The sequence below is a fragment of the Vreelandella venusta genome, assembly GCF_044809155.1.
Lineage (GTDB): Bacteria > Pseudomonadota > Gammaproteobacteria > Pseudomonadales > Halomonadaceae > Vreelandella > Vreelandella venusta_B.
Genome location: NZ_CP085241.1, coordinates 2,993,139 through 3,019,244, shown reverse-complemented (window position 1 = coordinate 3,019,244; position 26,106 = coordinate 2,993,139). Strand labels below are relative to the sequence as shown.

Genomic DNA, 26,106 nt, shown 5'->3' with positions numbered 1-26,106 from the left:
TGAGAAGGCTTTCAAAGGGGACGGAACGCCGCAGGGCCATGCGATGGATGCAGGTTTTTTTTAAAACGTATACTGTATGAATATTAACCAGCGCTTGCTGCGCCTACCGCTAGAGACTCCGTTAATTATGCAAGACGAGCCGTTGTTCAACCGCCCCCTGGTAGAAAAGTATGACCGGCCAGGACCCCGCTACACTTCCTACCCGACGGCGCCACAGTTTCATGCGGCGTTTGCCGAGGATGACTACCGCAGCGCCGCCGAGCGCAGTAATCAGGCTGAAGAACCAAAGCCACTGTCGGTTTATGTACATATCCCGTTCTGCAAAAGCCTGTGCTACTACTGCGCCTGCAATAAAATCATTACTCATAACACCGAGCGGGCAGCGGAGTATCTTCAGTGGCTAAAGCAGGAGATTAGCGTTCAAGGAGCGCTGTTCGATAGCACGCGACGAATGACGCAGCTTCACCTAGGGGGCGGCACGCCCACTTATCTGAGTAACGCTCAGTTGGGCGAGTTGATGGCGACATTGGATGATGCCTTTCATTTTGCCGCGCCTGAAGAGCGCGAGTTTTCGCTAGAAGTAGACCCGCGCACGGTAACCCCCGAGCAGGTGTATGAACTGTTCGCACTAGGGTTCAATCGGTTGAGCTTCGGCGTGCAGGATTTTGATCACGAGGTGCAGCAAGCGGTCAACCGCGTGCAGAGCGAAGAGCAGGTGGTCTCGCTGGTTAAGGCCGCCCGTGACGCCGGCTTTGAATCGGTCAGTGTGGATTTGATCTATGGCCTACCGCTACAGACGGTAGCCAGTTTTGATACCACGCTGAGCAAGATTATTGATCTGCAACCAGACCGCATTGCCGCTTATAGCTACGCTCATTTACCGGAATTGTTCAAGGCTCAGCGATTGATCCGCTCTGAGGATATGCCGCCGCCAGAGCGCAAGCTGGAGCTGTTGGAGCTAACGATCAATCGCCTGACCGCTGCTGGTTACGTCTACATCGGTATGGACCACTTTGCTCTGCCGGATGACGAGCTGAGCGTGGCCCGTGAAAATGGCACGTTGCAGCGTAACTTTCAGGGCTATTCGACCCACGCCGACTGCGACATGATTGGGTTAGGCATCACCTCCATCGGCAAGGTGGGGGATACCTACAGTCAAAACGTGAAAGAGACGGCCCAGTACCAGCACCGACTGGACGAGGGGCGTTTACCGGTCTTCCGTGGCTATCGCCTCAGCGATGACGACATCCTACGTCGTGATGTCATCAATACCCTGATGTGTCACGGCCATCTTGAGTTCGCTGCTATCGAGGCTCGCCACGGCATTGAGTTTGGCAGTTACTTCGCCAAGGCATTGAAGGAGCTGGGAGAGATGGCCGACGATGGCTTGATTGCCTTGCGCAACGATGAAATCGAGGTGTTGCCTGCGGGCCGGTTAATGATCCGCAATCTCGCCATGGCGTTTGATGCTTACCTGACGCCGAAGGAAAATCGCTACTCGCGAACCGTATAATGACATGGGTAGCCAGTGTCTATTCCTTAACGTTTTCTGCTCTATCACCTTGGGGGTAGATAGGGTGTATATGGAGGTAATCACGCAGTAATTCTGGTGTCGATCGCGCAGACTCCTCTCTATGGAACCCGCCTGACGGGTAATGCAAATTTCCGAGGAGCCTGGAGATCGACCATGAGTCACTTCATAGATCGGCTGAATTTCTTCCGCAAGGCCCGCGAGCCCTTCGCCAACGAACACGGTGAACTGCGCAGCGAATCCCGCCAATGGGAAGATAGCTATCGTGCCCGCTGGCAGCACGACAAAGTGGTCCGCAGCACCCACGGTGTTAACTGCACCGGTTCGTGTAGCTGGAAAATTTACGTTAAAAACGGTCTGGTAACCTGGGAGACCCAGCAGACCGACTACCCCCGTACCCGCCCCGACCTGCCCAACCATGAGCCGCGTGGCTGCCCACGCGGTGCCAGCTACTCCTGGTACATGTATAGCGCCAACCGTCTTAAGTACCCATTGGTTCGTAAGCCACTACTGGCGCTATGGCGCGAAGCGCTTAAGGCGCATCCCGACCCGGTCGATGCATGGGCGTCGATTGTTGAAGACCCCGCCAAGACAAAGCAGTACAAGCGTGCTCGCGGCATGGGTGGCTTTGTGCGTGGTGACTGGGACGAGCTAAACGAGCTGGTGGCGGCTTCGAACGTTTACACCGCCAAACAGTATGGCCCTGACCGGATCATCGGCTTCTCGCCAATTCCCGCCATGTCGATGGTCAGCTATGCGGCCGGCAGCCGCTACCTGTCGTTGATCGGTGGTGTCTGCATGAGCTTCTATGACTGGTACTGCGACTTGCCTCCCGCGTCGCCCATGACCTGGGGCGAGCAGACCGATGTACCTGAATCTGCCGATTGGTATAACTCCGGCTACATCATCGCTTGGGGTTCCAACGTCCCTCAGACGCGTACCCCGGATGCACACTTCTTTACCGAAGTGCGCTACAAAGGCACCAAAACCGTCTCGATTACGCCGGACTACGCTGAGGTCTCCAAGCTCACCGACGAGTGGCTCTCTGCCAAGCAGGGCACCGACGCCGCGCTAGCCATGGCCATGGGGCATGTCATTCTCAAAGAGTTCCACCTCGACAACCCCAGTGCCTACTTCACTGACTACGTGCGCCGCTATACCGATATGCCGTTCCTGGTGGAACTAGAAGCGCGTGCGGATGGCAGTTTCGCGCCGGGCCGCCAATTGCGGGCCAGTGATTTTGATGCCGCCCTGGATCAGGAAAACAACCCTGAATGGAAAACCGTTGCCTGGGACGAAACCCGCGATCAGCTGGTAGTGCCGCGTGGCTCTATTGGTTTCCGCTGGGGTGAAACTGGTGATGAAATCGGTAAATGGAACCTGGAATCGCTGGATGCTGCGGGCACTGAGATCAAGCCGCTCCTCAGCTTAGCAGCTCACCACGATAGCGTTGCACGCGTGGCGTTCCCTTACTTCGGTGGCATTGAGCACGAGCACTTTGAGCACGTCAAAGGGTCTGGTGTTGGCGCTGCCGATGACCTGCTGTTCCACAACTTGCCCGCCAAACGTTTGAAGAAGGCGGATGGCAGCGAGATGCTGGCGGTCACCGTCTTTGACCTGATGTGTGCTAACTACGGCATCGACCGTGGCTTTGCCGGTGATGGCGAAGATGATGGCGCGACCTCGTTTGACCAGGTTCGTCCCTATACCCCCGCATGGCAGGAAAAAATCACCGGTGTTTCGGCAGAGCAGTGCACCCGTATTGCCCGTGAATTTGCTGACAACGCTAACAAAACCAACGGTCGTAGCATGATCATCGTCGGTGCCGGTATGAACCACTGGTACCACATGGACATGAACTACCGTGGCCTGATTAACATGCTGGTTATGTGTGGCTGTATTGGTCAGAGCGGTGGTGGTTGGGCCCACTACGTGGGTCAGGAAAAACTGCGCCCGCAGACTGGCTGGACGCCACTGGCCTTCGGCCTAGACTGGCAGCGCCCGCCGCGCCACATGAACTCTACCTCATTCTTCTATAACCACTCTTCCCAGTGGCGCTATGAAAAGCTTGAGATCAAAGAGATTCTTTCACCGTTAGCCAAGGCTGAGGATTACCCAGGCAGTTTGATCGACTTTAACGTGCGCGCTGAGCGTATGGGTTGGCTGCCGTCAGCACCTCAGTTGGACACTAACCCGCTACGCCTCGCCAAAAAAGCCGAAGCTGCGGGTATGTCTACCGCCGACTATGCGGTGCAGCAGCTCAAGAGCGGTGAACTACGCTTTGCAGCGGAAGACCCGGACGCGCCAGAGAACTTCCCGCGCAATATGTTCATTTGGCGCTCAAACCTACTGGGCAGCTCCGGTAAAGGCCACGAGTACATGCTCAAGTACCTGCTGGGTACTCGCCATGGCATTCAAGGCAAAGACTTGGGCGACTTCGGTGGTCAGAAGCCTGAAGAAGTCGTGTGGCGTGACGAAGCGCCAGAAGGCAAGCTCGACCTGCTGGTGACGCTGGACTTCCGCATGTCCACTACCTGCCTGTACTCGGATATCGTGTTGCCCACGGCGACCTGGTACGAGAAGGACGACCTCAATACCTCTGATATGCACCCGTTTATCCACCCGCTGACCGCCGCCACTGATCCGGCATGGGAATCGCGCAGCGACTGGGATATTTACAAGGGTATTGCTAAAGCGTTCTCTAAAGTGTGTGTCGGCCACCTGGGCGAGGAAACCGATCTGGTTACCCTACCGATGCAGCACGACTCGCCAGGAGAGTTGGCTCAGCCAGCGGTGATGGACTGGAAGAAGGGCGAATGCGCGCCGATTCCTGGTAAAACCATGCCGTCGCTGATTGAAGTTAAGCGCAACTACCCCGAGACCTACGAGCGCTTTACCTCTGTAGGGCCGCTGCTGGAAAGTATTGGCAATGGCGGCAAGGGCATTGCCTGGAACACCGACGATGAAGTCGAGCTATTAGGAAAACTTAACCATCGCAAGCTGGATGGCCCGCATAAAGGGCGGCCGCTGATCGACAGTGCGATCGATGCCGCTGAAATGATTCTGACCCTCGCGCCGGAAACCAATGGTCAGGTGGCGGTAAAAGCCTGGGACGCGCTCTCCAAAATTACCGGGCGCGATCATACCCACCTGGCAACGCCGAAGCATGACGAGAAAATCCGTTTCCGCGATATCGTTGCTCAGCCACGCAAGATCATTTCCAGCCCCACCTGGTCGGGTCTTGAGGATGAACACGTCTCCTATAACGCGGGCTATACCAACGTCCATGAGCTAATTCCATGGCGTACCGTGAGCGGCCGTCAGCAGTTCTATCAAGATCATGCTTGGATGCGTGCTTTCGGCGAAAGCCTGCTGGTCTATCGTCCGCCTATCGATACCAAGGCGGCCAAAGGCTTCACGCTGCCTGCTGATAACGGCTTTAAGAGCAAGGCGCTGAACTTTATTACGCCGCACCAGAAGTGGGGGATCCACTCCACGTATTCCGACAACTTGATGATGTTGACACTTAACCGTGGTGGCCCGGTGGTGTGGCTGTCCGAGGCAGACGCCGCTTCGATTGATATTGAGGACAACGACTGGATCGAGGTTTACAACGCCAATGGCTCTATTGCGGCGCGGGCGGTAGTTAGCCAGCGCGTCAAAGACGGCATGGTGATGATGTATCACGCTCAGGAGCGCCAGGTAAACGTGCCCGGCTCTGAGGTTACCGGCACCCGCGGCGGCATCCATAACTCGGTTACCCGGGTGTGCCCCAAGCCAACCCATATGATCGGTGGCTACGCGCAACTCTCTTACAGCTTTAATTACTACGGCACTGTCGGCTCTAACCGCGACGAGTTCGTGTTGGTACGCAAGATGAAACACGTTGACTGGCTGGATGGCGAAGGCAATGACAGCGTTCAGGAGGCCGTGAAATGAAGATTCGTTCCCAGGTAGGCATGGTCCTCAACTTAGATAAGTGTATCGGCTGCCACACGTGTTCGGTGACCTGTAAAAATGTCTGGACCAGCCGCGAAGGTATGGAGTACGCCTGGTTCAATAACGTTGAAACCAAACCCGGCATTGGCTACCCCAAAGAGTGGGAGAACCAAGCTAAATGGAAGGGCGGCTGGATGCGCCGTACCGATGGTCGGATTGAGCCACGCATCGGCGGCAAGTGGCGGGTATTGGCGAATATTTTCGCCAATCCTGATCTGCCCGATATGGACGATTACTACGAGCCGTTCACGTTCGATTACCAGCACCTGCATACCGCCAAAATCGGTGAGCATCAGCCGGTGGCACGCCCTCGTTCGCTGATTTCTGGCGAGCGTATGAAGAAGATCGAATGGGGACCCAACTGGGAGGAGATCCTCGGTACTGAGTTCGCCAAACGACGTAAAGATGCCAACTTCGACAAGGTGCAGGCGGATATTTACGGCCAGTTTGAAAACACCTTCATGATGTATCTGCCGCGCTTATGCGAGCACTGTTTAAACCCCACCTGTGTAGCTTCGTGCCCAAGCGGTGCGATCTACAAGCGGGAAGAGGATGGCATTGTTCTGATCGACCAGGACAAGTGCCGCGGCTGGCGGATGTGTATTTCTGGCTGCCCCTATAAAAAGATCTACTACAACTGGAAAACCGGTAAGTCCGAGAAGTGCATCTTCTGCTATCCGCGTATTGAGGCGGGTCAGCCGACCATCTGCTCTGAGACCTGTGTCGGCCGCATTCGTTACCTGGGCGTGCTGCTGTATGACGCTGACCGTATTGAAGAAGTCGCCAGCTCGCCGGATGAGCGTGACCTTTACCATCGTCAGTGCGACATCTTCCTTGATCCCCATGATCCGGAAGTCATTGCCCAAGCGAAAAAAGATGGCATTCAGGACAACGTCATCAAAGCGGCTCAGGCATCGCCAGTCTACAAGATGGCTATTGACTGGGGGTTGGCGCTGCCGCTGCACCCTGAATACCGCACGCTGCCGATGGTGTGGTACGTGCCGCCGCTATCGCCGATTCAGTCTGCCGCTGAAGCCGGTCACGTAGAATTTGACGGCATCCTGCCCAAGATCGAATCGCTGCGTATTCCGGTGAAGTACTTGGCCAATCTGTTGACTGCCGGTGAGGAAGAGCCTGTGGTGCTGGCACTCAAGCGCTTAATGGCGATGCGCGTTTACATGCGCGGCAAGCACGTAGATGGCACGCCAAATGCCGAGGTGCTGGATGCGGTGGGGCTCAGCGTCGCTCAGGTGGAAGAGATGTATCGCTACCTGGCGATTGCCAACTACGAAGATCGTTTCGTGATCCCCACCAGCCACCGCGAAATGGCCACCGAAGCCTTCCCCGAGCGGGGTGGTTGTGGCTTCACCTTTGGTGATGGTTGCCACGGTGAGAGCCAGCCCAATCTATTTAATGGCCGTAAGCAGACCAGCGTGTTGGTAAAACCGGTAGAGGTCTTCGACCCGCAACCAAAGCTTGAGGAGTCTCGTCATGACTGAAGCCGCTATCCAATCGTCGACCCCGGTAGAGCCGTCGTTCGAGCCGCTACAGGGTATGCGTAGCCTACGCGTACTGGCCCGCCTGCTCGATTACCCGACCCAGGAACTGCAGGATGCCTGCGGCGAGCTCATCGAAATTCTCAATGCCGAGCGCCGCCTGGGAGCGGCCCTCAAATCCTCGTTGATGGACTGGTGTCAGCGCCTTCACGATGGCGATTTGCTTGAGCTGCAGGCTGAGTACGTGGCCATGTTCGACAAAGGCCGCGCCACGTCTTTGCTGTTGTTCGAGCATGTGCATGGTGAATCCCGCGATCGTGGTCAAGCCATGGTAGATCTTATGGCCGAGTACAGTGCCGCTGGTTTCGAGCTAGATGCCCGAGAACTGCCCGACCACCTGCCGGTGTTCCTTGAATACCTTTCGATGTGCGATGAGACGGAGATTGGCCGCTGGCTGGGTGAAATACGTCACATCCTGGCGTTGCTTACCGCTCGGTTGGAAGAGCGAGGGTCTGATCACGCCCTGGTGCCGCTATCGCTATTGGCGTTAGTGGGCGCTGAAGGCGATGTAGAAGAGCACCGTCCCCAGGTTAAAAAAGAAGCACCCGACAACACTCCTGAAGCGCTAGATGCAGTATGGGAAGAGGAAGCGGTGCGCTTCTCTGCTAGCTCAGACGAGGATTGTGCACTGCAGTCTGCCGAAGGCCGTCGTCTGGCCGAGCGCAAACATACGGTTCAGAGTCAGCCGGTACGTATCATGCCTGCCACCAACGCACACCATGCCAATCGTTAAAGGAGAATCATCATGTTAGACGCGATTGCGCTTTATCTAAATCACCTAATCTACGGTTACTACCCTTATCTGGTGGGGACGGTGTTTTTGATCGGTAGCCTAATGCGCTACGACCATGGCCAGTTCACTTGGAAGACCGGTTCTAGCCAAATGCTGTCATCAAAAAACATGCGCCTGGCTAGCAACCTGTTCCATATCGGCATCATCGTCATCTTCTTCGGTCACTTGGTCGGCATGCTGACGCCGCATTGGGTCTACGAGCCTTTCCTTCATGCTGGCACCAAGCAACTGCTGGCTATTGTGATCGGTGGTATTGCCGGCGCCATGTGTGTAGTGGGAGGCGCTATGTTGCTGTATCGCCGTATCGCTAATGCGCGGGTGCGCGCCTCTTCCAGCGTGATGGATACCGCGATCCTGGGGCTGATTGTTTTCCAGGCGTCATTAGGCATGGTCACCATTTTCTTCTCGTTGGGCCATATGGACGGTGAAATGATGGTCACGCTAGCCAGTTGGGCCCAGGCAATCGTCTTCTTCGGCGGCGGCGCTGCCAGCTATATGGAAGAGGTCTCTTGGATCTACAAGCTGCATATCTTCGTGGGCCTGACCATCATCCTGCTCTTCCCCTTCACCCGTCTGGTTCACGTCTGGAGCGTGCCGTTCGGTTATATCACCCGTCGGTACCAGCTGGTTCGCCGTCGCGGCTGAAAACTGGCCTGTATTTGCCCAGGCGTAGAGGAGAAACAACATGCAGATGATTGATATTGAACAGCTACCGGGGGGCGTTACCCCACCGCCGGTGCGTGTCGGCAACGTCGCTATCAATGAAGAAACGATAGCGTTAGAAATGCAGTACCACCCCGCCGATACGGCGGGGGAGGCTCAGGTTCAGGCTGCCCGTGCCCTGGTGGTTAAAGAACTGCTGCGCCAACGTGCCATTGAGCGAGGTTTGCTGTCAGTTGAAGACCACGCAGAAGCTCAAGAAGACGCTGCGATGGCTGCCTTGCTTGAACAGGAGCTACCGGTACCTGAACCGGAAGAGGCCGATTGCCGACGCTTCTTTGATACCCATCGTGAGCGCTTTAGCGAACCATCCCAGCTGCGCGTTAGGCATATTCTGCTGGCAGCGGCGCCCGATGATTCACAAGGGCGCGACGATGCCTGCCAGCTGGGTGAGAAGCTGATTAAACAACTCACGGAGATCCCAGAACGTTTTGCTGAGTTTGCCCAACACCACTCCGCGTGCCCCTCGAAAGAAATGGATGGCGACTTGGGCTGGCTGGTGACGGGGCAGACCGTCCCAGAACTGGACCGAGCTTTACAACACTTACCCGAAGGGCTTCACGAGCGCCCCTTAGCTTCCCGTTATGGCTGGCACGTTGTCAGTATCGACGAGCGGCGTGAAGGGCGAGCATTGCCGTTTGAGCAGGTGGTTGACCGGGTACGTCATAGTCTGCGCGAGCAGGCGACCCGACGGGCGTTACGCCACTATTTGCTGGCGTTGGAAAGCGAGATTGGCGTCGAAGGCATTGTTCTGGATGACGATGCTGGCGGCAGTTTGATGCAGTAGGAAAGCGAATAGGAGAGGCTTGATGTCCCATGTACCTGTAGATGCCCTTTTCACGCCGCTTAGCATCGCGGTGCTAACGGTTTCCGATACACGCGGGTTTGACGAGGATGGTAGCGGTGACCTGCTTGCTGCCCATCTAAGCGAAAGCGGCCATAGTTTGGTGGAGCGGCGCATCGTGCCTGACGATATCTATCAGGTGCGGGCCGTGGTCTCAGAGTGGATCTCACGGGCCGATGTCCAGGCGATCCTGGTCAATGGCGGTACTGGTTTCACCCCTCGGGATACTACCCCAGAGGCACTGGCGCCACTGTTCGACAAAGCGATTGAGGGGTACGGCGAGCTATTTCGTCACCTCTCCTTGCAGACTATCGGCACGGCGACCATCCAGTCCCGAGCGGTAGCGGGGGTCGCCAATCAAACGCTGATCTTTGCTATGCCCGGCTCACCTAAAGCGTGTGCCATGGCGTGGGATAAAATTATCGCTTTGCAATTGGACTCTCGCACTCGGCCCTGCAACTTTGCCGCCATGGTATTGCCTTCGGTGGCGTCGTGTAACAGTCGTCACGCCGTGAGCACTGTCAATGAGGCGGAGCGCTTATGAACTGCCAATGTGCTGACATAGTAACGCCTGGATTACTCGATTTGTTTGCAGCACGTCGGTGGTTGATTGACGCAGCTACGCCGCTTAGTGGCGTAGAAACCGTCCCCCTTGAACAGGCGCCAGGGCGAGTGTTGGCGGAGGCGGTGGTGGCTCCACTGGATATGCCAGGGGTGGATAATAGCGCAATGGATGGTTATGCGTTGTGCCTGGCTGACTACCAAGGAGTACCACCAGGTGAAGGGTTGCCCATTCTTCAGCGAGTGCCGGCTGGGGCGGGTGTGATGTTGCTACCCCCAGGCGGCTGCGCCCGCATTTTTACCGGCGCGCCGGTTCCCATGAGGGCCGATATTGTGGTGCCCCAGGAGCGCGTCACGCTTGATCAGCGGGGTCATGTACATCTCGAAGGTAACTTGGTGGTAGGCGCTAATATTCGTCGCCAGGGCGAGGAGACTCGCGCGGGAGCCCCGCTAATGGCAGCGGGCGAGTATCTTACTGCGGCATCGATTGCGCTGCTGGCAAGCCACGGAATAAGTGCCGTGCCCGTTAAACGTCGCCTGCTGGTGGCGCTGCTCTCAACCGGCGATGAGCTGATTGCCCCCGGCGCAGAGCGGTTGCCAGGGCAGGTTTACGACAGCAACCGGGCCATGCTCAACGTATTGCTTACGCAAGCGCAGTGCGATGTATTGGATCTTGGGGTCATCGCTGACTCGCCCGAGCCGCTGCATCAGGCGTTTGACTATGCCCAAACTATGGCGGATGTAGTGGTGTGCACGGGAGGCGTGTCCGTTGGCGAGGAGGACCACGTTCGTCCGGTGATCGAGCAGCGCGGCGGGCTGCATTTTCATGGTGTCGCGATGAAGCCCGGTAAGCCCTTTGCGTTTGGTTATTTAGGCTCGGCGCCATCGTCTACCACGCCGCTTATTGCGCTGCCGGGTAACCCAGTGGCTTCGCTGGTGGGCTGGCAACTGCTGGCTCTGCCGTTTATTCACACCCTGCAAGACCGACCCGTAGCTGCACTTCAGTGTTTCCCCGTAAAAGCAGGCTTTTCTCAGCGCGGCCCCCAGGGGCGGAGTGAGTTATTAAGGGTAGCGCTGGACTGGTCACATGGGGCGCCGGTAGCACAATTAGCGGGCGGGCAAGGGTCGCATATGCTTAGCGGGGCAAGCCAAGCCGATGGCTATCTAATGATTACCCCCGCAACCGATGTGGCTGAAGGGGAAACCTACCACTACTACCCCATTAATCAGTTCGCCGCTTGAGCTTCTATGCCCACGGTGGCTGCTGACGTTGTTTGCTTTTTACAGGAGAGGGTATGTCTTCACACCACAAACCACGCACATTGGTATATGCCTGCTCCGGCTGCTCGGATGTAGCGCAGCTGGCCAATAGTGTCGCTCTGCGCCTTGATCACACGGGGGAAGCGGAAATGTCCTGCATTGCTGGCGTAGGCGGTGGTGTGCCCGGCCTGGTACGGACAGCCCGTAGCGGGCGCCCAGTCGTGGCCATTGATGGGTGTCAGATGCACTGCGCTAGCCACTGTCTTGCCAATGCAGGTGTGACGCCTACAGAGCATGTGAAACTCTACGAAAACGGCCTGCGCAAGCGGCGAGGTCAGTTTTATGATCAACAAACAATCACTGATGTCACCGCAGAGGTAAAAGCACTCATTGCCCGGCTACCTATTGATGCCAGTGCCCACGTAGAGGAGCCTGAAAAATGAGTGTGTTAGTCGATGGGTTTGGCCGCACGATACGGTATCTTCGCCTTTCGGTGACGGATCGCTGCGACTTCCGCTGTGTTTATTGCATGGCTGAGGAGATGACCTTCCTGCCCCGGGCCAAGCTGCTTACCCTGGAGGAGTTGGCCACACTCTCTCAAGCGTTCGTTGAGCTGGGGGTAGAGAAAATTCGCCTTACCGGGGGGGAGCCTTTGGTTCGTAAGGGCATACTGACGCTAGTTGAAAAGCTTGGTGAGCTGGAAGGCTTACGCGAGCTGACCATGACTACCAATGGTTCGGGCCTAGTGAAGCATGCGAAAGCCTTGCGCCTAGGCGGGCTTGATCGTGTCAACATCAGTCTCGATTCCCTCAAACCCGAGCGCTTTAAGGCATTAACCCGGACGGGAGAGCTAAACCAAGTCATCGAAGGTATCCGAGCCGCGCGCCAGGCGGGATTCACATCAACCAAGCTCAATGCCGTATTGCTGAAGGGGCGCAATGACGATGAAATTCTTGATCTCGTTAATTTCGCACATGATGAGGAAGTAGATATCAGCTTTATCGAGGAGATGTCGCTGGGCGCTATTAGTGAGCATAACCGTGGCGAAACCTACCTTTCCAGTGACACAGTACGCGAGAGGATTGAACAGCATTATCAACTTCTGCCGACCACTGAGACTACGCTAGGACCCTCTCGTTATTACCGTATGCCGGGCAGTGCATCGCGCATTGGCTTTATTTCTCCCCATAGCCATAATTTTTGCGACGCCTGTAACCGGGTAAGGGTGACGGCTGAGGGACGTCTGTTGCTCTGTTTGGGTAATGAACATTCGGTAGATTTGCGCGCCATCATGCGGCGATACCCGGGTGACACCCAGCGCCTGAAAGCGGCCATTGTGGCGGCGATGACAAAGAAACCTGAGCGTCATAACTTTACGACCGATGGTGACGTTCAAGTATTGAGATTTATGAATGCAACCGGTGGCTGACTCTACTTAATTGAATTCAGGCTTCAATACCGTGCAAGACAAAATCATCAGGCGCGCAGGACACCTCGTTGCCCATGTCAACCGCATCAGGCAACAGACCAACAACGCCCTAGCACGCCGCTTCAACAACCTCACCCAGTCTATTGGCTCAAGCCGTAGATTACTGAGCGGTGGCATAAAGACAGCCCGGCGATGGTCAATGAATCCAGGAGATAGAAGCTCGAGGGCATTACTGGCTTATGCCCGCCACTGTGGTTCATGGAAAATAGCCATAAAGAAATCTAGGTTGATCTGATCAGGGTGCTGGACAACTAGCGTGAAGAGGTTATGGCCTACTCGCAACGCATATGCCCGTCACAATACTCTATATGGAAGCCTTCTAATTCTATCTACTTCTTAAGTGATATTTATCTTTAAGTTAATACTACCTCTTAAGTGGTGTTAAGTCGTTGTCGCTGGAGTGTAATTAGCCAGCATTATAATATAAATGATTACAGTTGCTTCTACTGTGCGCTCCTTAGGAACTTAGCAATGAAAACTCTATTAAACCGACTACCTATGTATGCCAAATTTTCTTTGGTGCTCACTCTCCCCCTACTTGCCTTAGCATGGTTTGCTATCAACGGTGTGCTTGATCGACAAGCCACCGTCCGGGAATTAAAGCAGCTCCAAACCATGACAGCGCTGGCACAAAGTGCTGGAGACTTGATACATCAAATACAAATTGAGCGTGGTATGTCGTCAGGTTATTTAGCGAGTGACGGCGAGGCCTTCAGCCAACGATTAAGCCAGCAGCGGCCACAAACGGATACTGCGGCTGAGGCATTTGTTGAAAAGCGTCGAAGCCTGCCGTTTGGCGTTCTAAGTGCAGCTGCCAATGAACAGCTTGACCAACTGGAGCGGCAGTGGCAACGAACAGCCAGCTTACGCCGAGACGTAGATCAACTGTCTATCGAGGTCAATGCCGCACTGAGTCACTATACAGGCATCAACCAGCAGCTCATGGGCTTAATTGGATCGCTTACTCAGCAAACCCGCGAAGGGGAGATCAGCCGACAGCTGGCTGCTTATTTCAACCTTTTACACGCCAAGGATTTGGCCGGCATTGAACGCGCTATCCTCTCTGCAGCATTTGGTGCAGATGGTATGTCGTTTGAGATGCTCAATCGCTATTTAACACTGATAGGGGAAGAAGCGGCCTTTTTAACAGGCTTTCGCGCCTTTGCTGGCGCAGATCAACGACGCCAGCTTACGGACGCTTTGAGTGGCCAGGAAATTGAACGCTTAATTGAGCGACGAGAGCTTGCTATTCAGCAATACGATGTAGGGGGGTATAACGTAGACCCTAACGAGTGGTTTGAGTGGCAAACGGTCAAAATTAGCCGTCTTAAAAACCTCGAAGACAACGTGTCGCAACAAGTCATTACCACAACGGCTGCGTTGCAACGTGATGCACAGCGTGCCCTCTGGCGCTTCATGATTATTGCGGTCTTAGCCACACTGTTTGCTGTGGCGGCCGCCGCTATGATTGTCTTTACGCTGACGCGTCCTTTAACCGCCGCGTTAAAGAATATCTCTACACGAGGCAATGACTTAACCCAACGGCTTACCGTGCCGGGAACAGATGAACTGTCTAAGCTTTATCATGCGTTTAATGATGCGTCAAAAGATACAGAAGCATTAATTGGAGAGATTAAGCGCAACGCACAGTCAGTAGAATTGGCCAGTGGTGAAATTGCCCAAGGTAATCAGGATTTGGCACAACGTACCGAAGAGCAATCGGCGTCATTAGTACAGACAGCGTCAAGCCTTGAAGAGATAACCGCCACCGTGCGCCAAACGGCTGACAATGCACATGAAGCTCAACGCATGACGCATGATGTGGCTACGGAAGCGGAAGGTGCCGCAGCCATTGCCCAGCAAGCACAACAAGCCATGCAAAACATCCATTCATCTAGTGACCAGATTACGACGATTATTGCAGCGATTGATAATATTGCTTTCCAAACCAATTTATTAGCCCTGAATGCTTCTGTAGAGGCCGCACGTGCAGGGGAGCATGGTCGAGGATTTGCTGTTGTCGCTAGCGAAGTGCGTAAGCTTGCTAGTCGCAGTGCTGAGGAGGCCAGCCAAATACGTCAGCTGATTGAAAATAATATCGCCACTATTAATGAAGGTGAGGGGCTAGTGACATCCACCAGCAACTCCTTAACGACTATTTCGGAGCGTGTGCAAAAGGTGGCCCGCCTGATGGAAGAAATGGCATCAGCGACCCACGAGCAATCAGCCGGTGTTGAGCAGATTAATCGCGCCATGAGTCAACTAGAAGAGGTGACTCAGCAAAATGCCGCGCTGGTCGAAGAAGTGGCGGCTGCCAGTCGCTCGCTTGATGAGCAGGCCGAAGAAATGTCCGCCCGCATTAGCAAATATAAAGTCGCCGATTCACTCTCTAATACCGCTCGCGGGTCAAAACAATCAGGTAACACTTTATCCGTTGATAGGCAGCACATCAGCTAAGGTGAGCAAAGAAGGGGGAGGTAACTCCCCCTCTTGCTGGGTACGTGATCGAGCAGCCTAGAACTTGTACATTGCCCCGATGGAAAACAGATCAATGTCATTATCATTGTCAATATCATACCACTCCCACTCACCCACAATGCCGAGCTGGTCAGTGAACATGTAGTGAGCCCCGAGGCCATACATCAGGTCGGTACCATCGTCGTTAATGCCGGCAGCAGCACCGCCTCCTTTAATATCCTATATGATTACGCCAAACTTGCCGAACACGCCGAACTGCTCGTTGAGCGGCAAAATGCCTTTCGCAGCAATCGTCCAGCCGTCCGCTTCGGCGCTAACTGCCGAACCGTCTACAGACCCACTGACCTCACCAAAATCTACCCAGGCAGCCTCGAAGGCGATATTCGAATTCATCTCCCAGCCGCCGAAGATTTTCCAGCTGGTATCTGTGTCGTCGCAATTGGTGATACCGCCACAGGCATCGATGGTTGACTGCCCGATGCTCGCCCCACCATAGAAGCCACTCTCTCTGCGAGAGCATCGCCTGTCCTACCCAGCGTCAATAACAGTGCGCCAATAATTTTTGTTTTGTTCATGACCAGCTCCTAATAGCCCCACAATAATCACCCGGAGAAACGGCTATGCCTGCTGAGTAATAGCAAAGAGCGAATCGGCCAACTACTCCTTTTAAATTAGCACCACAGACGTAATGTGACTTTATAAAATATGATGCCTTTTAATATATATTTGATCAATATTAAGATAGATTTCGCTTTTTAAGCGCTTTGCCGCTATTTAGTTTCACGTTTTTATAGGGATGCACACACCACGACGAAGAAAATCCCGTGTTGATCATATCTATGAGGGTAGGTATGCGGTTCTCGTGATGATTATTGAAATGGTAATGCACTATCTTTGGACTATGAAAGAGCCGTATGTACGAAGAGTGAACGCTAGCTAGCTCAACTACATATCAGATAAATGCGTGTCTAGAGATTCATCGTTAATCAACAATAAGTAACGAGTATTAATGAGAGCACCGTTATCATTACCCCAGCTATGGGAAAGCACTAAATACATTTCTTGGCCAAAAAGCCACAGTAACCCCATGGTGCGCGTGCCACGCCTCGCTTCTCAGCTTTCATTCCAATATACGCGCGAGGCAACGATAACTCGCGCCTAAGGAGGGCCAGATGACATCCCCTGGTTCGTCTCACGAACACTATCGACACGGTATCCTTGAGAACCTTCACCAGTTCTCTCATCAGCTGGGCCAAGTCTTTCTGGTCGGACTGACCATCGGCATGATGCGCACCGTGGTGCCGACACTGGCGGAGTCCGAGTTCGGCGTCGCCGAAGGCTTCTTCATGATGCTGACATCGTTCGTGATCGCCTTCGGCTTCGTGAAGGGCTTCCTGAACTGCGTGGTTGGGCGGCTCTCTGAATGTATCGGGCGTAAAAAGGTACTGCTGGTGGGCTGGCTATCGGCCATCCCGATTTCGTTCATGGTGCTGTATCCCCCGTCATGGAGCTGGATCATCGCTGCCATCGTACTACTGGGCATCATTCAGCGGCTCTGCTGATCGACTACACAGACCGCCAAGATGGACATTACCCGAGTCGATGAGCGCGGCTTCACCATGGGCATGAACGAGTTCTCGGGCTATGTGGGGGTGGCCGTGGCGGGGATCGTCACCGGCTACCTGGTCTTGGGACTGGGGCCGCGCCTGGGGCTGTTTGTCTTCGGTGCCGCAGTGATCGCACTCGCCATCGTGCTGACCCTGACCTCGATCCGTGAGACGCATGCCTGGGCCAAGTCGGAGAGCGCCCGACACGCCAGCGGCAACCACGATGGGCCGAGGGCCAGGATCTCGCGTTTGGTCTCGGACACCCCCACCACCGGAGAGAAGTTCGCGCTGATGAGATGGCGTGACCGTCGCATGGCGTCCTTCTGCCAGGCGGGTCTGGTAGAAAAGTTCGTCGACGCCCTGGTGTGGGTCTTCTATCCGGTGTTCCTCTGCCAGCAGGGCCTCGGGCTCGGTGCCATCGGCTGGATCGTGGGGATCTACGGCTTCGTATGGGGCGGTTCCCAGTTCGTCACCGGACGGCTGTCGGATCATATCGGCCGCTTCCGGCCCATCGTCTGGGGCATGTGGCTCTGCGGGGGCGGCGTGGCTCTGACGCTACTGAGCAGCGGTGTGGGTTGGTGGTCTTTCGCTGCCGCTGTTACCGGTTTCGGGATGGCGCTCCTTTACCCCAACCTGAGCGCAGCAGTTGCGGATATTTCCCACCCCAACTGGCGCAGCTCTGCCATTGGTATCTACCGCTTCTGGCGTGACCTCGGTTACGGCATCGGCGCTCTGGGGTTCGGCCTGGTGGCCCATCTCACCGGCGCCGTTACTGCCGGCTTCTGGTTCGTGGCCATCGCCATGTTCCTCTCGGGCGCTCTGGTCATGGTTTTGGGGGAAGAGACCCATCCACGCCTGAACCCTCAAGACGACTGAAGAACGCCGTCATCAATAACTGAACAAAACAATTGGAGTAGTTGGGTGAAGCTACCTGACCCAAACAAACCGGCCTCCGGAATAACTGGGGTGGTTCAACCCTACGTAAGAGCGGAGTTATCGTCGAGGTTTACACATAGTGTTCAGGCAACAAGATTAGAAGTGGATTAGTTGCAATAACAAAAATTTAGGCCAAGTTAGGTGCATTCATAACACGCATTAAATATTTTCTGTGATATGCTTTTTAGCCTTATGCTTAGATTTATTTAATTTAAAGCGAGGGCTTCATGCAGCCTAAGACAGTGGGCGTCAGTTTGGTGATGTGCTGGGTCGTACTGGTAGCGATCGCTTTTTGGCTATTTGCCTATAAAGACCTCCGTCTGTTTGCCGATGATGAAGTGTTCGCTCGCTTTCCAGAAGAAGTGGCTAGCACTGCGATCAGCGCATCTCCCCTGCCGGAAAATGCCACAGGGCGGCTTGTCAACTTCTGGAACCCGGGCTGTCGCTGCAGTCGCTTTAGCCAAGCGCACACTGAAGAAATCATGCAGGCCTACGTAGGCCAAGGTATTGAGTTTGTCGTGGCAGTGCCTAGGCAAAGCTTAGTTGATCAAGCGTTAACCACGTTTCCCGAGGCATCAAGTGCCGTGGTGGTTGAGCAGCTAGAGGGACTAAGCACGCCGTCGGCGGCTGTCTTTGACGCTCGAAGCACGCTGGTTTACTTCGGACCATATAGCGATGGTGCATTTTGTGCCAGCGGTGACAGCACGCCCGTTGAGCTTATTCTTAATGACGTGGTGTCGCCTGGCGAAGTAGCGCCGTGGCTGAATCTGTCTGCCTTTGGCTGCTACTGTGACTGGCCGGCAGCACGCTCCTAATGACCGCACCGATAAAAACACTATCTTTCGATAGAAACGAGGAAGAAATGCAGCTGAAAATGCTTGAGCCAGACATTTTTCGCGACCAGTGGGACGATGCCAGCCAACTGATGTTAAAGATACTGGTCACCCAGGGCCTGCTCGCGTTCGCGCTGGCAGGCTGGTATGGCACATGGCTAGAAGCCGCCATCATCAGCCTACCCACGGTGCTGCTGGGCGGCTACTTGACCTATACCCAGGGAGCCGCGCTGCTCACGCGACTATATATGGGTGCTGCTTTTATGGTGATGACGGGGCTGCACATTCATCAGACTCATGGCCTCGTTGAAGCACACTTTGGCCTATTTGTACTGCTTGCCATCCTGCTCTACTACAGAGATTGGCGCGTTATCATGGTGGCCGCCGTAGTTGCAGTCGTGCACCACCTTGGGTTTCACGTGCTGCAGACCATGAATACCGGCGTTTACTTAATGCCTGAAGCCAGCCTCACTATGGTGCTCGTGCACGGCGGATACTTAGCCTTCGAGGCGGCTGTACTGGTGGTGCTGGCCAATCTGATGGCCGGCGAATATATCCGTTCGCAGGAGGCCTTAGCTCAGAGCGATCAAATGGCGATCGAATTAAAGCATCAGCGCGCGGCGCTGTTGGGCGAAGTAGAGCAAGCCATTGAGAGCATCGCGGGTCTATCCGGCCGGGTGTCGTCAGCCTCGGAAAAACTCTCTTCTTCGACGGCGCAACAGTCCACAAGCGTTGAGCAAACCACCGCTTCTCTTGAGGAGCTAAGCTCGACAGTGGCTCAAAATGCCGATAACGCACGTGAAACAGAGCACGTTGCTAATCAGGCAGTGGATGGGGCGAATCAAGGCAGCGCGGCTGTCACGCAAACGTTGCAAGCGATGCGCGATATCGCCGATAAAGTCAAAGTCATTGATAACATCGCCTTTCAAACTAATCTGCTGGCGCTTAACGCTTCTGTAGAAGCTGCCAGAGCCGGTGAGCATGGCCGCGGCTTTGCGGTGGTCGCTGCAGAGGTGCGTAAATTAGCCGAAGGTAGCCGGCTGGCCGCTCAAGAGATTGGCGATACGTCGTCCCGCTCTCTTACAACGGCTGAACAGGCCGGCGAACGCATTAGAGAGCTGGTTCCCTCAATTGAGCGCACGGCTCAGTTGGTGCGAAGTATTGCCGCCAGCAGCCAAGAGCAGTCGCAGGGCATTGAGCAAATCAATAAAGCAACGTATGAGTTACACCAGGGCGCTCAAGACATCAATCTGCTAGCAGAGCAGCTAGCCGGTACATCGTCTGAAATGGAGGAAACAGCGACAGCTCTTCAGAATCAAACTATAAATTAAGTGGCTATTATGTAGCGCAAATTGGTTCAGAATAATTGCTAAAAATTACTAGATGGCTGTTTTAGTAGGCTTTAATGTTTACAAATGTTCAGTCATGATTCAGCTTGACGATTCTTATAAGGTTTTTTTGATGAAATTCAGATTTAACTTTTCCCTTACCCAAAAACTACTTTTTGTAGCAGCTATACCACTGATAACGGGATTTATAGCGTTATTTTTATTTATCCAATATCAATTAAACCGCGATGTTCCCCCCATTGTTGAGAACAGTTCTGTTCAGCAGGTTGAATCCAGAGCAGCTGAAATTAACCAGTGGTTAGGCGGTTATCAGCTTTGGCTGTCTGGCATAGCGCAATCCCCAGAACTGCATGAGCCAGGGCCAGTAGAGAGCCATCAAGATTGGCTTGCTAATCGCTTCCCTGGTGACGCTTCAATTGAATCGTTTTATGTTGCTAACGCACAGGGGGATGTAGTGACACATGCTGGCGTTAAAACTAATATCTTTGATCGCCAATACTTCCATGATTTAGTGGTAGAAGGGCGAGCCGAAAGGTTATTAGCGGATCCTGTAATTTCTCTTGTCAGCGGAGAGCCAACGGCTGTCATGGCAGAAGTAATTATTAACCAGCAGGGTGAAAGAGTTGGTCTACTTGGTATTACGCTTTCTATGTCGCATATATCCGACTTGATGGCCAACATCGATGTGGGGCCAGGGAGTTATGGTTTATTAACTGATTCTAAAGGTCTAGTGGTAGCTCATCCTAATACTGATCTGCGGATGAATTTAAATATTAATGATGCTGAAACAGCAGGATATATAGGTGCTGATACCATGGCGCGCTCGTTGGCGAGTCAACAGTCTGTACAAGGTAGCATGCATACCCCTAACGGAGATCAGGTTCAGGTATTTTGGGAGGCAGTTGGGGATACCGGATGGCATCTTGCTATTCTTGCTCCCAATCAGCTATTTACCAATGTGGCCCAGCAGCTGGTGCGCTCATTCTTATTGCAAAGCGCTATTATTGTTGGTGTGCTTCTATTGGTTTTAGGCGTTGCGATTCGCCGGACGCTAGCACCGGTTAAGAGCACCGCGTCAGCAATGGCCGATATCGCCAGTGGTGAAGCAGATCTTACACAGCGGCTACCAGCCAATTCTAGCGATGAAGTAGGTGAACTGGCGAAACAGTTTAATGCGTTTGTCGAGCGGATGCAGAAAACGCTGTTAGAAGTGAGAAGTAGTACCGAAGCTGTTCTTTTATCTAGCAATGAAATGGCTGCGGCGAGTGGGGAGCTATCTACAAGAACCGAACAAGCAGCTGCTAATCTGCAAGAAACGTCAGCGTCGATGGAGCAGATCAACTCAACGGTATCACACACGGCAGAAGCAGCTGAGCAGGCGAACATATTAGCACTGAATACGGCCAAAACCGCCCAGGCTGGTGGAGCTAGCATGCAAGAGATGGAGGAGAAAATGCAGTCAATCTCTTCTTCTGCCGCTAATATCAGCGACATCACAGGACTTATTGACTCCATCGCATTTCAAACCAATATTCTTGCCCTTAATGCGTCTGTAGAAGCGGCGCGTGCTGGGGAGCATGGGCGCGGGTTTGCGGTAGTGGCACAAGAAGTACGTAACCTAGCAAGCCGTGCCGGCGACGCCGCTAAAAATATCCGAACGCTGATTGATGAGTCGGTGCAGCACACCCATGAAGGAGGCCTACTATTAGAACGCGTGGTGGCGAATATGCAAACGATTCACACCTCTGTGGCACAGGTCTCGGATGTCATTGGAGAGATCACCGCTGGCACAAAAGAGCAATCTTCGGGTATTTCACAGGTCAATCTTGCAGTTACCGAAATGGATACGATGACACAGCAAAACGCTGCCATGGTGAGTCAAAGCTCCTCTCTGGCCAGTAATATGCAAGAGGCCGCGCAGGCGCTCGACAGCATGCTTAACGCTTTTGTGTTGGATGCTAGAGAGCAGCGTTCGAAAAAAACCGGGCCAAGTACCGTTGGAATTGTCCCTAAAGCCCCTAAACTAAACAGCCCGTCCTCATCGGTAACAACAGCGAGCACATTGTCGAATAGATCAAACAGGCACGAGGAGTGGGAGACGTTTTGAATTTTAACTGAAATTTCTGAACTTATTGTATAGAGAAACGGAAGATAGCGTATATTCACGCTATCTTCCAAAACCTAAAGTACAAAATTTTTACACGCAAATTACAATTTATATGGTAAAAAATCGCATTGCGTTAGCGCTTAAAAAATCACATTAAGCAAGATATGATGTAAGCATCCAAACGGTTTTTTCTTGCTCACGAATATAGTCACCCGCTTGGGCTGCTGTACCTTCATCTTCGGCGTCTGAGGCTAATGAAAGTATCTCGCGCTGTAATTCAATAATAGATTGATAACCTTTTAATATACCTCGCACGCACGTTTCACCGTCTTTAACATCTTTATCTTCTTGAATATTAGAGATTTTTACATAATCGCTGTAAGCATGCAGTGGTTGATGGCCCAGTGTTAATATACGCTCAGCAACTTCATCAACTTTGGCCAACAGGTCTGTGTAGAGTTCCTCAAATTTTTCGTGAAGCTGAAAAAATTGACGACCTTTCACATTCCAATGATAGCCACGTACATTCATATAGAAAATTTGATAATTGGAAAGTAGCTCGTTGAGCTTTTCAACCAACTGGCTAACATTAGTTTCGTTTAGGCCAATAGTGTTATTGTTACTCATGTGATCGTCTCCTTTGTCATAAAATATAATATAAGCACCAATTTTTAATTAGTTTTGGTGATGTGACTAGTGTAAAAAAAGCTGTTTATTTACTCCTATTGCAAACGACTATAATCGCTTACTTCCTGTTGTGTCGTGCATTTATTGCTTATCGATAAATAAATGTGAGTTCTTTTTTGATTCATAGGCACCAGTACGTTGTGCTAAGAAATACGCTGGATAAAAATAGAGCTAGTGGCTGCCACTAGGTCAGTTTAACTTTATCTGTACCTATGTTGATAAAGAACCAACATGTTATCAACACAATTCTAACTACCTCATAAATACTCCTATTTGTAAGATTTTTGTATTAAATTCCAAAATAATCTAACGAAATAACTTTATATGATGTTCTAAGCTTAGGGCGTAGCCAAGCTTTTCGCATGAGACATTTAGACGCACCTCAGTAGCGATTAATTTTTGTGCAAAAACCCCATTTCCAGGCGTTAGGAAGTTAATAATTTGTCAATAGCAGGTTTCATGATTGGATTATGCTATTAGCCACACCCCGATTTTACCCCGGAATGCATCACAGAATTTTCGGGTTTGCGGACTACGCTGATCCGTTCAAGGCGTTGAATACTGAGCTGCTGGGCTTGTCGATTGACAGTTTAATCAAAAGGAAATAGCGCAAAAGATGTTCGGGAACCGCGGTGTGGTTTGGTTTATGGAAACCCGGGATTGTAGTGATAAGGGGTTATCGCAACCAACTGACCTCATCCCAAGGGTGATGTATGGGCAACGGTATGTCCTGGCGTGCCCTTTCTAGTTCAAGTTCGCTGATGTCTCCCATACCGTAGGCATAACCTTGACGTTTAGCATGACCTTCAATCGGTTGACTGGTTCAACAATCGCTGACTGCTGGAACCCACAGGAAACATTCCACCAGCAGAACGAGAAAGGACATATTATCGTCAATTAGAGGAGCCGGGTGAAGCAGCCTGACTCAAACCAACCGGTCTCCAGAATAACCGGGGCGGTTCACATTACCGCGTGGAGATTGCGTGGCTTGCGGGGGGCTTCCTCCAACGGTATCAGGCTTCGTGCATCGCTACATGCCAACCGCCAAGAGCGGGTCGGCGACCTATTGCGCCCATGGCGAATAGTTCCCTGGAGGCAGGTTCTTGTCTGAACATACTGAACTTTCTAGAGAATACCATTCGCCAACTTTGTTATCAGGCCAGGGTCTTGAATAACCCAGGCTCAACCTTTTTCTTTGTCAGGCAGTGAGTTGTTATATGGCAAGGTCGGCAATTTGTGAGCGCTCGTGTTTGTCTGATCAGCTGTGAGGCTGACTCGTTTTTGCAACAAGTGAGCAAAGTCTAACAAAAGACCTCGGTCTTTCTCCAAAAGCGAAATAAAGATAGCATTCAGTGCAATTTGGTCCGGGTTCGCCTCTTTGTTGCCCGGCTCGGATAAGGCGAACACTTCAGACATTCTGAAGTCAAGCGCCTCGGAAATTCGGTAAAGAAGCTCCAGACTTGGGCGTGAGACATTTCGCTCAATGCGGCTGAGATTTCCAACGTGGGAATTGGTTCTTCGCGCCAGCTCCTCGAGAGTGAGCCCCTTTTGCTTTCTCAGCTGTCGTAACGCTTGTCCTAAGCTCATAGTTGCCCTTGCCTTTTAAGCTCAATATTAACCAGAAATATGTATTTAAAAAAATGTTTAATGGGCATATAAATTCGTTGAATATATGCTTATTCTGCACTTATGATTTAGAACTGTCGCTACCTACATCGCGTTCTCTTTTAAAACACAGGGAGTAGTCTTTGAAAAAGCCTCAAAAACAAAAGCATAGAGGATCAGAGTTCGTCTTTCGACCTATATTAACTGCGAGGACTAGGCGCTTAGTGGAAGTCCAAGTGGTCAAGGCAGAGGGTCCGCGCTCTCTTGGCCGAGAAAAGTATAATACGGCTAAGGCTTCTGTGCCCAAGGATCTCGTGGAGTACGATACCCCAATCGAGTGTCTTGTGTCGGCGCTGAGTTTTGTCAGGGAGTTTATTGGTCATGGGGTGCTAAGAGATTCATCACTCAAAATTGGACTGCCCCTGACAGTGAGTCATGAGTACGATCACTCCCTATTGTCCCACATCGAACAAGCCATTTACGCTTCCGAGTTTCACCCCAGTCGGCTCGTTTTCCACGCTAAAGAACTGAGAAGTGGCGATTCTACACAATATGAGGAAATTTTTGCGGGTTTGAGGCAGTTGGGAGCGAGCCTAAGTGTTGACTCTTTCATTGCCGATGGCGAGCGTTTTGAGGTGCTTTCCAACCCCCATGTGGGCTACATCAACTGCGATACACGGTTAATGAAAAGCGCACTGCAGTACGATTTAGCTTGGAGCTTTATTCATGGTCTTCTATCGCTTGCGAGGCAAACACAGAAAGAAATAGTATTCGGTGGTGTTGACACAGAAAATGAACTTGAGTTTGTTTCGGGCATGGGTGACGTGCTTTTCCATGGAGAATATACCCACACCTTCCTGTGTCCAGGTGAAGAAGTTTTAGCTACCTGGTACAACCGTGACTATTGAGCTTGGAATATTCATGAGACAGGCTTGGAAACAAAAATAACGGATGGTATTATCTTTAAAAATCAGTGCTTTATGACAAGATTCTGGTTCAAGAAAACCACTCGCCATGGGTGAAATGTTATCTCCCTGGATTCCCTCCTATAACGGGTCCATCCGCGTTGAGCTCGACGGTCAACGCACCACCAGTGATAGCGGTGCTCTGCTGCTGCGCGACGCCCTCGAAAACAGCGGTGTATTAAGGCGCTTAAATGCAATCTAGGCGACCAGCGCAACCCACTGCGTATAAGCCGTTCGCTGGCCAGTCAGCTGCGGACGCTGGTGCTGCAGTATGCGATTGGCTGGATTGGCCTCAGCGATACCGACACACATGCGACATGGCCCGCTATGGCAACTGGCCTGCGACGATGCGCGGGATGATGCAATTGGCGCAGGACCGGCCGTCACAAGCCACGCTGCCACGGCTGCTAACGTGCCTTGGAGGCAGCGACAACATCGATGCCGTATACGAAGGTCTGTTGCGATTGGTGGTCTGGTATCTGACCTCGCTGGAGAAGGGCAGGCACCCGGGGCAACTGACACTGGATATCGATGGCCTGCCGATTGAGGTGCACTCACGAACAACGCGACACTGGAGTTCCTAAAGGAGAGTGACATCGAGCACCTGTGCCGGTCTGTCGCTATACGTGTCTGCAGCAGCTCGCAGCGCCCTATCTCAAGCACAGAGTATTCCCTTCCCAATGCCGAGAATCGTGCGGCCATACTAATTCTTCAGCGAAACTGATGATTGAGGAGCCGGATGCGTCAATCGCGCACGTCCGGATCTGAGGGATCAGGTCGAGCAAT

Annotated in this window: 21 protein-coding genes and 1 pseudogene; 18 read left to right on the top strand and 4 right to left on the bottom strand. The window is 52.8% G+C overall.

Annotated elements, in window-relative coordinates; genetic code table 11:
• Positions 1 to 127 precede the first annotated feature (127 nt).
• From hemN to LG301_RS13980, 11 genes are all read left to right on the top strand, one after another.
• Positions 128 to 1,513 (top strand): oxygen-independent coproporphyrinogen III oxidase, encoded by a 1,386-nt coding sequence (gene hemN / locus LG301_RS14030; RefSeq protein WP_404475276.1) that lies wholly within the window; start codon positions 128 to 130, stop codon positions 1,511 to 1,513.
• A gap of 174 nt (positions 1,514 to 1,687) precedes the next feature.
• A complete protein-coding gene (locus tag LG301_RS14025; RefSeq protein WP_404471768.1) occupies positions 1,688 to 5,470 on the top strand; it encodes a nitrate reductase subunit alpha in 3,783 nt (1,260 codons plus the stop codon).
• Entirely contained in the window at positions 5,467 to 7,029 is a 1,563-nt protein-coding gene (gene narH, locus LG301_RS14020; protein WP_404471767.1) for a nitrate reductase subunit beta, read from the top strand. Before LG301_RS14025 ends, narH begins: the two co-directional genes overlap by 4 nt.
• Positions 7,022 to 7,819 (top strand): nitrate reductase molybdenum cofactor assembly chaperone, encoded by a 798-nt coding sequence (gene narJ / locus LG301_RS14015; protein WP_404471766.1) that lies wholly within the window; start codon positions 7,022 to 7,024, stop codon positions 7,817 to 7,819. Before narH ends, narJ begins: the two co-directional genes overlap by 8 nt.
• 12 nt (positions 7,820 to 7,831) lie before the next feature.
• Positions 7,832 to 8,524 carry a respiratory nitrate reductase subunit gamma gene (gene narI, locus LG301_RS14010; RefSeq protein WP_030074546.1) on the top strand — a complete coding sequence of 231 codons (693 nt, stop codon included), beginning with the start codon at positions 7,832 to 7,834 and terminating at the stop codon, positions 8,522 to 8,524.
• Between the two features lie 40 nt (positions 8,525 to 8,564).
• Positions 8,565 to 9,386, top strand: a complete 822-nt coding sequence (locus LG301_RS14005; protein ID WP_404471764.1) for a peptidylprolyl isomerase — start codon at positions 8,565 to 8,567, stop codon at positions 9,384 to 9,386.
• A 22-nt stretch (positions 9,387 to 9,408) separates the two neighbouring features.
• Entirely contained in the window at positions 9,409 to 9,987 is a 579-nt protein-coding gene (gene moaB / locus LG301_RS14000) for a molybdenum cofactor biosynthesis protein B (RefSeq protein ID WP_404471763.1), read from the top strand.
• Positions 9,984 to 11,246, top strand: a complete 1,263-nt coding sequence (gene glp / locus LG301_RS13995) for a gephyrin-like molybdotransferase Glp (RefSeq protein ID WP_404471761.1) — start codon at positions 9,984 to 9,986, stop codon at positions 11,244 to 11,246. The genes moaB and glp overlap by 4 nt, the downstream gene beginning before the upstream one ends.
• 53 nt (positions 11,247 to 11,299) lie before the next feature.
• The gene (locus LG301_RS13990) at positions 11,300 to 11,707 is read left to right on the top strand and encodes a putative zinc-binding protein (RefSeq protein ID WP_404471760.1); all 408 of its coding nucleotides are present in this window, start codon (positions 11,300 to 11,302) and stop codon (positions 11,705 to 11,707) included.
• Entirely contained in the window at positions 11,704 to 12,693 is a 990-nt protein-coding gene (gene moaA, locus LG301_RS13985; protein ID WP_404471759.1) for a GTP 3',8-cyclase MoaA, read from the top strand. The genes LG301_RS13990 and moaA overlap by 4 nt, the downstream gene beginning before the upstream one ends.
• A 531-nt stretch (positions 12,694 to 13,224) precedes the next feature.
• Positions 13,225 to 15,210, top strand: a complete 1,986-nt coding sequence (locus tag LG301_RS13980; protein ID WP_404471758.1) for a methyl-accepting chemotaxis protein — start codon at positions 13,225 to 13,227, stop codon at positions 15,208 to 15,210.
• A gap of 57 nt (positions 15,211 to 15,267) precedes the next feature.
• Here LG301_RS13980 and LG301_RS13975 read toward each other — a convergent pair whose 3' ends face one another.
• Both LG301_RS13975 and LG301_RS13970 read right to left on the bottom strand, forming a co-directional pair.
• Positions 15,268 to 15,372 (bottom strand): hypothetical protein, encoded by a 105-nt coding sequence (locus tag LG301_RS13975; RefSeq protein WP_404471757.1) that lies wholly within the window; start codon positions 15,370 to 15,372, stop codon positions 15,268 to 15,270.
• A 78-nt stretch (positions 15,373 to 15,450) separates the two neighbouring features.
• Positions 15,451 to 15,678, bottom strand: coding sequence for a hypothetical protein (locus LG301_RS13970; protein WP_404475275.1), 228 nt, complete (start codon positions 15,676 to 15,678; stop codon positions 15,451 to 15,453).
• Positions 15,679 to 16,403: 725 nt separating this feature from the next.
• Here LG301_RS13970 and LG301_RS13965 point away from each other — a divergent pair.
• The 5 genes from LG301_RS13965 (at position 16,404) to LG301_RS13945 (ending at position 22,063) form a co-directional block, all read left to right on the top strand.
• Positions 16,404 to 16,793, top strand: a complete 390-nt coding sequence (locus LG301_RS13965; protein WP_404471756.1) for an MFS transporter — start codon at positions 16,404 to 16,406, stop codon at positions 16,791 to 16,793.
• A gap of 21 nt (positions 16,794 to 16,814) precedes the next feature.
• Positions 16,815 to 17,714, top strand: coding sequence for an MFS transporter (locus tag LG301_RS13960; protein WP_404471755.1), 900 nt, complete (start codon positions 16,815 to 16,817; stop codon positions 17,712 to 17,714).
• A 287-nt stretch (positions 17,715 to 18,001) separates the two neighbouring features.
• Positions 18,002 to 18,589 (top strand): DUF6436 domain-containing protein, encoded by a 588-nt coding sequence (locus LG301_RS13955; protein ID WP_404471754.1) that lies wholly within the window; start codon positions 18,002 to 18,004, stop codon positions 18,587 to 18,589.
• A 47-nt stretch (positions 18,590 to 18,636) separates the two neighbouring features.
• Positions 18,637 to 19,938 (top strand): methyl-accepting chemotaxis protein, encoded by a 1,302-nt coding sequence (locus LG301_RS13950; RefSeq protein ID WP_404471753.1) that lies wholly within the window; start codon positions 18,637 to 18,639, stop codon positions 19,936 to 19,938.
• A gap of 52 nt (positions 19,939 to 19,990) precedes the next feature.
• Positions 19,991 to 22,063, top strand: coding sequence for a methyl-accepting chemotaxis protein (locus LG301_RS13945; protein ID WP_404471752.1), 2,073 nt, complete (start codon positions 19,991 to 19,993; stop codon positions 22,061 to 22,063).
• 153 nt (positions 22,064 to 22,216) lie between these two features.
• Here the strand turns inward: LG301_RS13945 and LG301_RS13940 are convergent, their stop codons facing one another.
• Together LG301_RS13940 and LG301_RS13935 are read right to left on the bottom strand one after the other, a co-directional pair.
• Positions 22,217 to 22,690: a Dps family protein gene (locus tag LG301_RS13940; protein ID WP_404471751.1), complete on the bottom strand. Its 474-nt coding sequence runs from the start codon at positions 22,688 to 22,690 to the stop codon at positions 22,217 to 22,219.
• A gap of 1,242 nt (positions 22,691 to 23,932) precedes the next feature.
• Positions 23,933 to 24,337 carry a helix-turn-helix domain-containing protein gene (locus LG301_RS13935; protein ID WP_404471750.1) on the bottom strand — a complete coding sequence of 135 codons (405 nt, stop codon included), beginning with the start codon at positions 24,335 to 24,337 and terminating at the stop codon, positions 23,933 to 23,935.
• A 161-nt stretch (positions 24,338 to 24,498) separates the two neighbouring features.
• Here LG301_RS13935 and LG301_RS13930 point away from each other — a divergent pair, with 161 nt between their 5' ends.
• Together LG301_RS13930 and LG301_RS13925 are read left to right on the top strand one after the other, a co-directional pair.
• On the top strand, positions 24,499 to 25,263 hold the full coding sequence (locus LG301_RS13930) for an EAL domain-containing protein (RefSeq protein WP_404471749.1): 765 nt from the start codon (positions 24,499 to 24,501) through the stop codon (positions 25,261 to 25,263).
• Positions 25,264 to 25,369: 106 nt separating this feature from the next.
• Positions 25,370 to 25,874 (top strand): annotated as a pseudogene (locus tag LG301_RS13925) (transposase); the annotation flags it as partial.
• Between the last annotated feature and the right edge of the window lie 232 nt (positions 25,875 to 26,106).

Excerpts from the sequence above, each read along its gene's own strand:
- hemN (WP_404475276.1), top strand. The coding sequence starts at position 128 with ATGCAAGACGAGCCGTTGTTCAACCGCCCCCTGGTAGAAAAGTATGAC.
- LG301_RS14025 (WP_404471768.1), top strand. The coding sequence starts at position 1,688 with ATGAGTCACTTCATAGATCGGCTGAATTTCTTCCGCAAGGCCCGCGAG.
- narH (WP_404471767.1), top strand. The coding sequence starts at position 5,467 with ATGAAGATTCGTTCCCAGGTAGGCATGGTCCTCAACTTAGATAAGTGT.
- narJ (WP_404471766.1), top strand. The coding sequence starts at position 7,022 with ATGACTGAAGCCGCTATCCAATCGTCGACCCCGGTAGAGCCGTCGTTC.
- narI (WP_030074546.1), top strand. The coding sequence starts at position 7,832 with ATGTTAGACGCGATTGCGCTTTATCTAAATCACCTAATCTACGGTTAC.
- LG301_RS14005 (WP_404471764.1), top strand. The coding sequence starts at position 8,565 with ATGCAGATGATTGATATTGAACAGCTACCGGGGGGCGTTACCCCACCG.
- moaB (WP_404471763.1), top strand. The coding sequence starts at position 9,409 with ATGTCCCATGTACCTGTAGATGCCCTTTTCACGCCGCTTAGCATCGCG.
- glp (WP_404471761.1), top strand. The coding sequence starts at position 9,984 with ATGAACTGCCAATGTGCTGACATAGTAACGCCTGGATTACTCGATTTG.
- LG301_RS13990 (WP_404471760.1), top strand. The coding sequence starts at position 11,300 with ATGTCTTCACACCACAAACCACGCACATTGGTATATGCCTGCTCCGGC.
- moaA (WP_404471759.1), top strand. The coding sequence starts at position 11,704 with ATGAGTGTGTTAGTCGATGGGTTTGGCCGCACGATACGGTATCTTCGC.
- LG301_RS13980 (WP_404471758.1), top strand. The coding sequence starts at position 13,225 with ATGAAAACTCTATTAAACCGACTACCTATGTATGCCAAATTTTCTTTG.
- LG301_RS13975 (WP_404471757.1), bottom strand. The coding sequence starts at position 15,372 with ATGTTCACTGACCAGCTCGGCATTGTGGGTGAGTGGGAGTGGTATGAT.
- LG301_RS13965 (WP_404471756.1), top strand. The coding sequence starts at position 16,404 with ATGACATCCCCTGGTTCGTCTCACGAACACTATCGACACGGTATCCTT.
- LG301_RS13960 (WP_404471755.1), top strand. The coding sequence starts at position 16,815 with ATGGACATTACCCGAGTCGATGAGCGCGGCTTCACCATGGGCATGAAC.
- LG301_RS13955 (WP_404471754.1), top strand. The coding sequence starts at position 18,002 with ATGCAGCCTAAGACAGTGGGCGTCAGTTTGGTGATGTGCTGGGTCGTA.
- LG301_RS13950 (WP_404471753.1), top strand. The coding sequence starts at position 18,637 with ATGCAGCTGAAAATGCTTGAGCCAGACATTTTTCGCGACCAGTGGGAC.
- LG301_RS13945 (WP_404471752.1), top strand. The coding sequence starts at position 19,991 with ATGGCTGTTTTAGTAGGCTTTAATGTTTACAAATGTTCAGTCATGATT.
- LG301_RS13940 (WP_404471751.1), bottom strand. The coding sequence starts at position 22,690 with ATGAGTAACAATAACACTATTGGCCTAAACGAAACTAATGTTAGCCAG.
- LG301_RS13935 (WP_404471750.1), bottom strand. The coding sequence starts at position 24,337 with ATGAGCTTAGGACAAGCGTTACGACAGCTGAGAAAGCAAAAGGGGCTC.